The sequence below is a fragment of the Flavobacterium sp. genome, from assembly GCF_049318325.1.
GTDB lineage: Bacteria > Bacteroidota > Bacteroidia > Flavobacteriales > Flavobacteriaceae > Flavobacterium.
This window is the reverse complement of the sequence record NZ_JBMOGQ010000005.1, coordinates 28,573-40,739: the sequence shown is the minus strand read 5'-3', so window position 1 is coordinate 40,739 and position 12,167 is coordinate 28,573. Positions and strand designations below refer to the sequence as shown.

The following is a 12,167-nucleotide window of genomic DNA, read 5'->3' as shown; positions in this document are numbered from 1 at the left end:
TCTTCAAAGAAATCTTTAAAAGAAAATATAGTTTGTTTATGAAGAAATTACTAGTAACTTCAATCTTTTGTTTCTCTTCATTATTTACCGTTGCCCAATCGGGTTATGAAATTACCATCAATCTAAAGAATGCTCCTGATACATTAGCGTATCTTACCTATTACCAATTTGACAAAACGTTAATCAAAGATACCTGTACCAATATCGAAAACGGGAAAATCGTTTTTAAAGGAAAAGGAAAACTCGATAAAGGAATTTACTCTTTAGTAAGCCAAGCCAAAAGCATCTACTTTGATTTCTTCATAGATGATAACACCCAAAAACTGGAACTCAAAACGGAAGCGAGTCCTAATATTGGAAAAGAATTAACAGCACTTAATTCGCCATTGGAAAATGATTTCTTTAGCTATGTGCAATATATAAACCAACAAAACAAAGACTTTCAGACCTACAAACAAACTGTAAAATTAGTTACCAAAAAAGATACACTTGCACTAAACAGCAGACAAAAAGAGATCGAAAAAAGCATTAACGATTTTGAAGAGAAATTCATAGCCGATCACAAAGGAACTTATATTGCTGATGTGATGAATTTGAAATCAGAAAAACTACTCAAAGACATACCAAAAGCTTCAAATGGAAGACCTGACAGTATTCAGGTATACAACTATTACAGAAAACACTATTGGGACAATGTTGATTTCAAAGATGACGGTGTTATTAGAAATCCATTTTTTAACACTAAAATAAAAAGATATTTCGAATCGGTTGTCGTTATGCATCCCGACTCTATTAGTGTTGAAATTGATAGAATCATGAACAAAACCAAACCCGGAAGTCTGACCTACAAACTTCTATTGGCGCATTTTACGTACACCTATGAAACCACGAAAATTATGGGATTTGACAAAGTTTTTGTGCATATGTCTGACAACTATTTTAAAACCGGAAAAGCAAATGGCATATACGATGATGAAGATGTGGTACAAAAAATCATCAAACGTGCTGATAAATTGAAACCCTTATTAATTGGAGCTACTGCCCAAGATTTATTTATGATTAGAGCTGAAGATTTCCCGAAGATGAAAGCTATGGGATTTGAAGATGCTAAAAACAGTGAAGAAATGACCAATGTTTACTATAAAAATGTTGATCAAGTTTCTAAAATGTACGTCAAGTTAAGCGATGTCAAAGCCGATTATACAGTCCTTCTTTTTTGGGATGTTGATTGTGGTCATTGCCAAAAAGAAATTCCCGTATTGTTGGAACAATATAATGAATTATTAAAAGAAAAGAAAGATATAAAAGTATTTAGTGTTTATATGCAACACGAAGGCGACAAGTATTTGAAATATATTGATGAACACAAATTACCTTGGATAAATGTTTATGATGGAGCACACTACAACAATGCAGTTGAAAAATATGATGTTTACTCCACACCGGTAACTTACATACTAGATAAAAATAAAGTTATTAAAGCCAAACGAATTGATGCCAATCAATTAAAAACGATAATTAATGCTATAGAGTATGAATCAAAAAAAGGAAAATAAGCTATTCTTCTGAGTTAATATACTTCCCTTTTCTGCTGCCTTCATACATTTCGTACTTCACCAAACGTGCTTCTAGACTTCCGTTAAAAAGTTTTATTTTACGTGAAGGTCGAAGTCCGACAAATTTCATAGCTTCCAAATTCGCTGTGATAAACCAAGCATTGGTATTCGGATATTTATTCTTCAACGTATCTCCAATTTCTCTGTAAAAACGTTCCAACTCTATAGTTAAACGTTCTCCATATGGCGGATTGAAAACCATATGCAATGGTCCAGTGTTTTCCTTTTTACTTTCAAAAAAATCACCTTGAATGATGCTTATATAGTCTTCTAGATTGGCATTTCGAATATTGTCTTTCGCCTTCTGAACAGCGCTTGGCGCCTTGTCGTAACCAATTACAGTATGGTGAAACTCTTTGGTGCGTTTCATTAATGCATCAATAATTTGATCAAACAAATCGTTATCCCAATCGTCCCATTTTTCAAAAGCAAATTCTTTTTTGTTGATATTTGCAGGAATATTACAAGCAATCATGGCAGCTTCAGCTAATAATGTTCCCGAACCACACATTGGATCTAAAAAATCAGAGCTTCCATCCCAGCCCGAAAGCAAAAGCATTCCAGCAGCTAAAACTTCATTAATTGGTGCAATATTCGTTGCTGTCCTGTAACCACGATGGTGCAGTGAAGCTCCCGAAGTGTCAAGCGCTACAGAAACCTGATCTCTGTCAATGTGGATATTAATTCTTAAATCGGGAAAATCTTTATCAATGCTTGGGCGTTGTCCAGTTTTCTCACGAAATTGGTCAACGATGGCGTCTTTAGCTTTCTGGGAAACAAACTGCGAATGCTTGAAATTATCCGAATGAATTGTTGTGTCAATTACAAAAGTTTGGTTTTCAACAATATAATTTGACCAATCAATACCTTGTATACCTTTGTATAAATTTTGGTCATTTGTGGCTTTAAAATAGTAGATAGGCTTTAAGATCTTTAAGGCGGTTCGCAAAGACAAATTGGCTTTATACATAAAGCCTTTATCTCCTTTGAAACTCACTGCACGCGTTCCAATTTCAACCTCTTGTGCGCCTAATAGTTGTAATTCTTTGGCAAGTATTTCTTCAAAACCAAAAAAGGTTTTAGCAATCATTTTAAAATTCTCCATGGTCAATTTTAATTCAAACTTTAAATTTGAAATTCATCAGCAAAAATACATTAAATTTGCGCGTTCAGAATTCATTTGAAAAGAATAAATGTCAGAAGCGATAAAACCAAAAACAATAAACGCCAAACCACAAATAAATACTTGGTATGCTGACTGGTTTGACACACCTTATTATCACATACTATACAAAGACAGAAATTACCGTGAAGCTCAGCTTTTCATGGATAATCTTACGCATTATTTAAACTTGCCGGAAAAAGCAAAAGTTTTGGATTTAGCTTGTGGCAAAGGAAGACATGCTATTTATTTAAACCAATTAGGTTTTGATGTTGTTGGTGCTGATTTATCTGAAAACAGTATTGCAGAAGCTAGCAAGAATAGCAATGACACATTGCATTTCGTGGTGCACGACAAACGAGAACCTTATGATGAAAAGTTTGATGCAATATTTAATTTATTTACCAGTTTTGGCTATTTTGAAAACAAAGAAGATGACATTAAAACTTTGATAGCAATCAAAGAAAGCCTCTCAGAATATGGTTTTGCAGTGATTGATTTTATGAATTCACAAGTGGTAATTGACAATTTAATTCCAGAAGAAACCAAAGAAGTAGATTGTATTACTTTTCATATCAAGCGCTTTTTAAAAGATGGTTTTATTATTAAAGAAATTGATTTCGAAGATAAGGGAGAACAGTTTCACTTCACAGAAAAAGTTAGAGCTTACAAACTTGAAGATTTCCAAACTATGATGAATGAAACCGGGATTTATTTGTTGGATACTTTTGGTGATTATAAACTAAAGAAGTTCCACAAAAATACAAGTGAACGTTTAATAATGATTTTTAAATAAAGTGGTTATGGTTATTTGTAGATTTGGTTATTTGAAAGCCAAATAATCAAATAACCGAATAAACAACAAATGAATTACTTACTACCTTTACTGTCAGTACTTATTGGTTATTTAATTGCCGTATTGCTTAAGCCAAAAGCAAAGCAAAATCTAAAACTGTTATTGGCATTTAGCGGTTCGTTTTTACTATCGTTAACTGTAATACATTTGCTGCCCGATGTATATGAAAGTGACAAAAATAGCGTTGGGATTTTTATCATGTGTGGAATATTATTCCAAATTATTTTGGAGTTCTTTTCCAAAGGTGCCGAGCACGGTCACGTTCACGGGCATGACAAACTCACACAAATGCCTTGGTTACTATTTATCAGTTTGTGTATTCACGCTTTATTAGAAGGTTTTCCTGTGGGACGACATCATGATTTGGCTTACGGAATTGCTATTCACCACTTACCTATTGCCATTATCTTAACAACATTTTTCCTGAATGCTCAGTTGAATAAAGTAGCGCTTTTCATTTTCATGTTGACGTTTGCCATAATGACGCCATTAGGCACATTGGTTTCCGACAGTTTTCCTATACTTAACGAATACTACACTCAAATAACCGCTGTTGTCATTGGTATATTATTTCACATTTCATCAACCATTATCTTTGAAAGCAGCGAAGGACATAAGTTCAATATCGCTAAAGTTTCGATGATTATTTTGGGAATTGTATTGGCGAGTTTTTTGTAAAACTCAGTATCTTAGCAACTCAGAACCTTAGCAACTCAAAAATGTCTTTCACCAAAACCACCGAACAATCCTCACATTATGAACATTTAGAAAAAATGTCGGTAGCCGATTTGTTATACAATATCAATAAAGAAGATAAAACCGTTCCACATACTGTAGAAAAATCATTACCACAAATTGAAGATTTAGTTACTAAAATTGTCGAGAAAATGAAACTCGGTGGACGACTTTTCTACATTGGCGCCGGAACTTCGGGAAGATTGGGAATAGTAGATGCCTCAGAATGTCCGCCAACCTTTGGTGTTCCGTTTGATTTGGTTAACGGACTTATAGCTGGTGGAGACAAAGCTATTCGCCGTGCGGTAGAAAATGCCGAAGACGACAAACTTCAGGCCTGGATTGATTTACAAGAACATGGTGTGACAACTAATGATGTCGTTATTGGTATAGCTGCTTCGGGAACAACTCCTTATGTTATTGGTGGATTAGAAAAATGCAATTCAAAAAATATTTTGACGGGTTGCATCACCTGCAACGAAGGAAGTCCGATAGCCTTGACTGCAAAGTTTCCCATAGTAGTAGTTGTTGGTCCTGAATTCGTAACTGGAAGTTCTCGAATGAAAGCCGGTACGGCTCAGAAATTAGTTTTAAACATGATTTCTACCACAACAATGATTCAGCTAGGAAAAGTCAAAGGCAACAAAATGGTGGATATGCAATTGAGCAACGACAAACTTGTGGATCGCGGGGTGAAAATGATTATGAGTGAAATTCCGATTAGCTATGAAAAAGCGGCTGAATTACTAAAAGAATTTGGCAGCGTTAGAAAAGCAGTTGATAATTACAATAAATAAACTCAGATTTACAGATTGGCACAGAAAATTTGCAGTATTCTGTAAAATCTGTGTTTAAAAGAAATATACAATGAAAAAATTACTTCTTGCATTTACATTATTAATTGGATTTACAGCATTTTCGCAAGGACTTACATTGGGAAAAGAGCCTTCTAAAGAAATTAAATTAGAAAAAGGAAGATTTTATATTGATGGAACTCAAATTCCAAGCTATCAGATGAAAAAGGTTTTTGCTTCTAATATTCATTCATTAAATCTCTACAAAAAAGCAAAAACAAAAGAAACTCTTGGTGGAACACTTTTCGGTTTAGGAGCAACTGTTTGTGTTATTGATTTAGCTGTTGGCTTATTCTCAGATGTAAAATATCCAACAGCCTTAACCTATGCAGGTTTAAGTGCTGTAGCTATATCTATTCCAATACTTTCAGGAAGAGCAAAAAAAATGGAAGAAGCAGTTAAAACCTATAACGATGAACTCAAAGATTCGGGTTCGACTGATTTTGACTTAAACGCTTTGGCAAATCAAAACGGTATCGGAATTCAAATAAAATTTTAAAATGCCCATCAATAAAAAACTTTTAGACAAAGCCATCAAATATTTGCTATACGCCTTGCCTCTGATGTTCATTGGTCCAAGCTTGATTTATAATGCTTTTATCAATAAACACAATGTGTGGCATTATTTGGTTTTAGCTTTTGGAATTATGTTCTGTTTTTTAGCTGTCTATTTTATGTTCAAAGGAATAAAAATGTTAACAGATTCACTTTTTAATCATGATAAATAATATCTACATAGAAAGCATGAAAAAATTATCAATGCTCCTACTTACAATTTTACTAGTTTCCTGCAACAACCACGAACGCAACTGCAAAGATTTCAGAACCGGAAAGTTTGAATTCACACAAAATATTGATGGTAAAAAAAATACGTCTACTTTTATCCGAACTGAAAAACTACAAATCGAGACTTATAATGGAAAAACTGATACGGCTTCTGTGCGTTGGGTAAATGATTGCGAATTTATTTTACAAAAACTACATCCCAAAAACATGAAAGAACAAAAGGCTATCAGCATGAAAATCTTGTTTACTGAAAAGAATAGCTATACTTTTGAATACGCCTTTGTGGGAAGTAATAATAAACAACGTGGCATAGTAACAAAACTCGAATAACAAAATTTAACCGAAATCCAGGACGCAGACGACACGATGCTTTTGCGAATTGTCGAATCAATTGTATGGTTCGTAGCGACTAGAGCGAATCAACAACCGAAGAAAATAAAACTAAAATAATAAAATGGATATCTTATTTACGCCAAATGCATTACTTGCACTATTAACATTAACCTTTTTGGAAATCATCCTCGGAATTGATAACATTGTCTTCCTTTCTATAGTTTCCGGAAAATTAAATACGGAAGACCAACCGAAAGCACGACGCATTGGTCTTTTATTAGCAATGGTTTTTAGAATAATTTTATTGTTCGGAATAACTTGGGTTTTAAGTTTGCAAGACACGCTATTTTCAATTGATTTAGGTGCTTTTTTTCAAGCACATGTTACAGGGCAAAGCTTAATTATTTTTGGTGGTGGATTATTCTTGTTATACAAATCTGTTTCTGAAATTCACCACAAACTTGAGGGAGAAGAAGAAGGAACAACCGGAAAAGCAAGTAATAGTTTGTCGAAAGCCATCATTCAAATTGCATTATTAAACATAGTTTTTTCGTTTGATAGTATATTAACAGCCGTTGGAATGGTTAGTATGAAAGAACCTATAGAAGGTGGTTTTGGCTATGAAGGTGCCTTGATTATCATGATTTTATCCGTTGTTATTTCTATAATTATCATGATGGTTTTTGCTGGTCCAGTTTCCAAATTTGTAAACGAGCATCCAACGATACAAATTTTGGGTTTGTCGTTCTTAATACTTATTGGAGTAATGCTTTTAGCAGAAGGTTCGCATTTAGCACATTTCCGATTTGGCAATGATGTAGAAGTGACTAGTATTCCAAAAGGATATTTATACTTTTCAATTTTCTTCTCCTTGTTCGTTGAATTCCTGAATCTGAGAATGAAGAAAACCAAAAAACCTGTCAAGCTTCATAACAATAAAATAATTGATAAGGATTTGACAAATACTGATATTACGGATTAAAAATTAAAAACTCCTCTCAATTACGAGAGGAGTTTTTGTTTTCATTTGTCTTTCCCGCTCAGTTTGGATAGTTTTGTATTTACGCATTAGCAAAAATGACAAGAATGTTATTCTAAAGACAACGTTATCTGCCCATCATCTCCCGTTTCTGTTTGAATATCATCAGACATTTCGGTTTCTTCTGTTCCTTCTATTTCTTCAGACTGCTCCGGTTCCGGTTCTTCATATGGTAATGGCTCTAACAAATTCACCTGTTTCAGTTTATCAGTTGTTAGTTGATTTCCTAATGCTTTAATTCCTTTTACCGCAATGAATTCTTCGAGGTTTATTGTCTGATTGTCTTTCTGTACACCTTTTACTTTGGCATAAATAATTTCAGCCATTGGTCGCCAATCAGTTGAAACGATTTCTAATTGGGATTTTTCGTGTTCGGTGATAAATATTTCTTCTTTGTTTTCATTTTCGACTAAGAAACGCTTAATAAAATAACGCTCTTTATCTCCGTCGTAATAAATCGCAGAAATAGGTTTGTTTGGATTCCACTTTTCCATCACCACGATATCTTCATCAAAATGCGTGGTAAGTTCCGGAATAATAGTTTTTAGTTTTCCTGACTGATTGATAAGTAACAATCTATCGTTTGGCCTGAATTCACCTAATAACTCACCTCTTCCATCTACATTCAAACGTTGCACCGTATCATCAAACCAAACTTTTCTCGGGCGCAAAGTCGAAATTCCTTTTTCCTTTAATTCGATTTTCTTAATTGGATATTTGGTTACAGTATTGCCACGCGAAGCTCTTCCTTTAATAGCAATATCAGCAAAATCTAAATCCCATTTCAGTTTTTTAATACTTCCTACCTGACGCAGTAAAACCGTAATAACTTCGGCTTCACCATTTGGATTATGTGAAAAATACAATACTTGCGAACCGGCTTTTTCCTGAGTCAAATCGTAAAACTTATCTCGTGTAACTCCTGAAACATTAAAACGCTTGATGAAAGTCGAGCCATTTTTTCCGTCACGATAAATCATGTTGTAAATGGTACGTTTGTCGTTCTTATCAAAAACTGCAATGTGAATAATGTCTTTACCCACAAACTTCTTGTCATCTACTTTAGAAATCATCATTTTTCCATCGCGCAAGAAAACAATCACATCATCAATATCGGAACAATCGGCAACATATTCATCTTTCTTCAAACCAGTTCCAAAGAAACCTTCTTCTTTGTTAACATAGAGTTTAGTGTTTCTTAAAACTACTTTAGTGGCTTCGATATTGTCAAAACTTCTAAGTTCCGTTTGTCGTTCACGTCCTTTTCCATATTTGTCTTTTAGCTTTTGGAAAAAGTCGATAGCAAAGTCAATGATATTATTTAGATGATGTTTCACTTCTTCCATTTCGGCTTCCAATTTGGAAATCGCATCATCTGCCTTATCAGAATCGAAACGCGTAATACGAATCATCGGAATCTGAGTCAGTTTTTGCAAATCGTCATCATTTATTTCTCGTACGAATGATTTCAAAAATGGTTTGAATCGTTCATACATATAGACGTAAAGCGCTTCTCTATCAGAGTATAATTTGAAGTCGATATACATTTCTTCTCGAATGAAAATCTTTTCGAGTGTAGCAAAATGCCATTTGTTTTCAAGTTCGTCTAACTGAATTTCGAGTTCTCGTTTGAGCAATTCAACGGTTCGTTTTGTTGATATTTTCAACATTTCTGAAACGCCAATAAACAATGGTCTGTGATTCTCAATCACACAGCCTAAAGGTGAAACTGAGGTTTCGCAAGCGGTAAAAGCGTACAACGCATCAATGGTTTTATCAGGAGAAACACCAGGTGGAAGATGAATTAATATCTCTACTTCGGCAGCCGTATTGTCTTCTATTTTTTTAACTTTTATTTTTCCTTTCTCATTGGCTTTTAATATACTATCAATTAGTGTTGAAGTATTGGTTGAAAAAGGAATTTGGGTAATTACCAAGGTTTGTTTATCTAATTGACCTATTTTAGCACGAACACGAACTCGCCCACCGCGAAGTCCATCATTGTAATTAGAAACATCGGCAATTCCAGCTGTTGGAAAATCAGGATAAAGTGTAAATGGTTTGTTCTTTAGAACTTTAATAGAACAATCTATCAATTCGTTATAATTGTGTGGTAACACTTTCGTTGATAAACCAACGGCAATTCCCTCAGCACCTTGTGCTAAGAGCAACGGAAACTTAACTGGAAGATTTATGGGTTCCGCACGTCGACCGTCATAGGACATTCCCCATTGGGTGATTTTTGGAGAATATAAAATATCGTGGCCTAACTTAGAAATTCGTGCTTCAATATAACGAGAAGCAGCTGCACTATCGCCAGTGAGAATGTTTCCCCAGTTTCCTTGCATATCGATAATTAAATCCTTCTGCCCGATTTGCACCATCGCGTCACCAATACTGGCATCTCCGTGAGGATGATATTGCATAGTGTGCCCAACAATGTTCGCGACTTTGTTATATCGACCATCATCCAATTCTTTCATCGAGTGCATAATGCGACGCTGCACCGGTTTGAAACCGTCTTCAATAGCAGGAACAGCTCGCTCGAGAATTACATAGGAAGCATAATCGAGAAACCAATCCTTGTACATTCCGGTAACTTTGGTAATGGTATCTTCCGGATTGTTTTCATCTTGGTCGTAAAAATGATCTCCCGAAGACTTGAGGTCTTCGAAACCTTCTTCAAAAGTATCTTCTGACGATTGGATGTTGTCGTTCTCTTCTTCGTTTGGGATAATGTCGTCGTCTTCGTCGTCTTTCATTTATGCAGATTATTCAATACTAATTCGTAATTCGTATTTTTTTAATTCTTATCCACCACATCCAATTCCACTTTCAAATTATTGATAATAAAAACCTGTCTGTCCGGAGTATTTTTACCCATGTAAAATTCTAATAAGGTTTCTATTGATGTGGCTTTGTCTAACATTACAGGATCAAGTCTTATGCTTTCACCAATAAAATGTTTGAACTCATCAGGTGATATTTCTCCCAATCCTTTGAATCGCGTAATTTCCGGTTTTGGTTTTAGTTTTTCTATGGCATCAATACGTTCCTGATCTGAATAGCAATAGATGGTTTCCTTCTTATTTCGCACACGGAATAATGGCGTTTGTAAAATATATAAATGTCCGTCCTTAATCAACTCAGGAAAAAACTGCAAGAAGAATGTAATCAAAAGCAATCGAATGTGCATTCCATCGACATCAGCATCAGTAGCGATTACGATATTATTATAACGTAAATCGCCCATATCTTCTTCAATATCTAAAGCAGCTTGGAGTAAATTAAACTCTTCGTTTTCGTATACAATTTTCTTTGACATTCCATAAGAATTCAAAGGCTTTCCACGTAAACTAAAAACCGCTTGTGTATTTACATCACGACTTTTGGTAATGGAACCAGAAGCCGAATCTCCCTCAGTGATAAAAAGCGTACTCTCTAAACTTCTCGGGTTTTTGGCATCGGTTAAATGTACCCTGCAATCGCGCAGTTTTTTATTGTGTAAACTTGATTTCTTGGCTCTGTCTTTTGCCAGTTTACGAATTCCTGAAAGTTCTTTACGCTCGCGTTCGGCTTGTAGAATTTTGCGCAATAATAAATCAGCAACTTCCGGGTTTTTATGTAAATAGTTATCGAGTTTAGTTTTGATAAAATCATTAACAAACGTGCGCACCGATGGCCCTTTCGGACCAATATCTGTAGAGCCTAATTTGGTTTTCGTTTGACTTTCAAAAACAGGTTCTTCCACTTTTACTGCAACAGCTGATACAATAGATTTACGAATATCAGAAGCTTCAAAAGGTTTGTTATAAAACTCTTTTATGGTTTTGACAATCGCTTCACGAAAAGCTCCTAAGTGCGTACCTCCTTGTGTGGTGTTTTGACCATTTACAAACGAATGATATTCTTCTGAGTATTGCGATTTACTGTGTGTTAAAGCAATTTCGATATCATCACCTTCTAAGTGAATCACCGGATATTGCATATCCTCTTCTGTAATCGTTTCTTCTAATAAATCTTTTAATCCAAATTCGGAGAGGTATTTTTCACCATTATAATAAATTGTTAAACCGCGATTTAAGTAACAATAATTTTTGAGCATCTTGATGATGTACTCATTTCTGTATTTATAGTTCTTGAAAATCGTTTCATCGGCAACGAAAGAAACTTTTGTTCCTCTTCGTTTAGTGGATTCGACTACCTCTTCTTCAATGGTTAAATTTCCGGCGGAAAACTCAGCCGCTTTTTGTTGGTTGTCACGAACTGATTCAACACGGAAATAATTTGACAGCGCATTAACGGCTTTGGTACCGACTCCATTCAAACCAACGGATTTCTTAAAAGCTTTAGAGTCGTATTTTCCACCTGTATTCATTTTGGAAACCACGTCAACCACTTTCCCTAATGGAATTCCACGACCATAGTCGCGCACGGTAACCATTTTGTCTTTGATGGTAACTTCGATTACTTTTCCAGCTCCCATTACAAACTCATCGATACAGTTGTCGATTGTTTCCTTAAGAAGAATGTAGATTCCATCATCGGGAGAAGAACCATCACCGAGTTTTCCGATGTACATCCCAGGTCGCATCCGGATGTGTTCTTTCCAGTCTAGTGAACGAATATTGTCTTCGGTATATTGATTTGGCTCTTGCATTTTAGATTTATCGAATTAACATCATTCTATTCGGCCTATATTTTTGCGTAGGTCTCGTGTGGTGCTAATATATGCAAATCATAGTATTTTAAAAATGATTATTACCAAAGTTATTAAGAATGATAT

11 protein-coding genes are annotated in these 12,167 nt (G+C 34.9%); 8 read left to right on the top strand and 3 right to left on the bottom strand.

Going from position 1 to position 12,167, the window contains the following annotated elements:
- A partial coding sequence (locus ACOYLP_RS01420) for a redoxin domain-containing protein (RefSeq protein ID WP_422854389.1) occupies positions 1-1,556 on the top strand: 1,556 nt, incomplete at its 5' end.
- A gap of 1 nt (position 1,557) precedes the next feature.
- Here ACOYLP_RS01420 and ACOYLP_RS01415 read toward each other — a convergent pair.
- A complete protein-coding gene (locus tag ACOYLP_RS01415) occupies positions 1,558-2,721 on the bottom strand; it encodes a THUMP domain-containing class I SAM-dependent RNA methyltransferase (protein WP_422854388.1) in 1,164 nt (387 codons plus the stop codon).
- A gap of 88 nt (positions 2,722-2,809) precedes the next feature.
- On the opposite strand from ACOYLP_RS01415, the gene ACOYLP_RS01410 reads away from it, so the two are divergent.
- The 7 genes from ACOYLP_RS01410 (at position 2,810) to ACOYLP_RS01380 (ending at position 7,324) form a co-directional block, all read left to right on the top strand.
- Entirely contained in the window at positions 2,810-3,574 is a 765-nt protein-coding gene (locus ACOYLP_RS01410; RefSeq protein WP_422854387.1) for a class I SAM-dependent methyltransferase, read from the top strand.
- Between the two features lie 69 nt (positions 3,575-3,643).
- A complete protein-coding gene (locus ACOYLP_RS01405; RefSeq protein WP_422854386.1) occupies positions 3,644-4,312 on the top strand; it encodes a ZIP family metal transporter in 669 nt (222 codons plus the stop codon).
- A gap of 41 nt (positions 4,313-4,353) precedes the next feature.
- Positions 4,354-5,166, top strand: coding sequence for an N-acetylmuramic acid 6-phosphate etherase (gene murQ / locus ACOYLP_RS01400; RefSeq protein ID WP_422854385.1), 813 nt, complete (start codon positions 4,354-4,356; stop codon positions 5,164-5,166).
- A 70-nt stretch (positions 5,167-5,236) separates the two neighbouring features.
- Positions 5,237-5,722, top strand: coding sequence for a hypothetical protein (locus ACOYLP_RS01395; RefSeq protein WP_422854384.1), 486 nt, complete (start codon positions 5,237-5,239; stop codon positions 5,720-5,722).
- Position 5,723: 1 nt separating this feature from the next.
- Complete coding sequence (locus tag ACOYLP_RS01390; protein ID WP_422854383.1) at positions 5,724-5,951, top strand: DUF6095 family protein; 228 nt, start codon at positions 5,724-5,726, stop codon at positions 5,949-5,951.
- A 16-nt stretch (positions 5,952-5,967) separates the two neighbouring features.
- Positions 5,968-6,339, top strand: coding sequence for a DNA topoisomerase IV (locus tag ACOYLP_RS01385; RefSeq protein WP_422854382.1), 372 nt, complete (start codon positions 5,968-5,970; stop codon positions 6,337-6,339).
- Between the two features lie 124 nt (positions 6,340-6,463).
- A complete protein-coding gene (locus ACOYLP_RS01380) occupies positions 6,464-7,324 on the top strand; it encodes a TerC family protein (RefSeq protein WP_422854381.1) in 861 nt (286 codons plus the stop codon).
- 107 nt (positions 7,325-7,431) lie between these two features.
- Here ACOYLP_RS01380 and ACOYLP_RS01375 read toward each other — a convergent pair whose 3' ends face one another.
- Both ACOYLP_RS01375 and ACOYLP_RS01370 read right to left on the bottom strand, forming a co-directional pair.
- A complete protein-coding gene (locus ACOYLP_RS01375) occupies positions 7,432-10,143 on the bottom strand; it encodes a DNA gyrase/topoisomerase IV subunit A (RefSeq protein WP_422854380.1) in 2,712 nt (903 codons plus the stop codon).
- A gap of 41 nt (positions 10,144-10,184) precedes the next feature.
- Positions 10,185-12,041, bottom strand: a complete 1,857-nt coding sequence (locus ACOYLP_RS01370; protein WP_422854379.1) for a DNA topoisomerase IV subunit B — start codon at positions 12,039-12,041, stop codon at positions 10,185-10,187.
- Positions 12,042-12,167 lie beyond the last annotated feature (126 nt).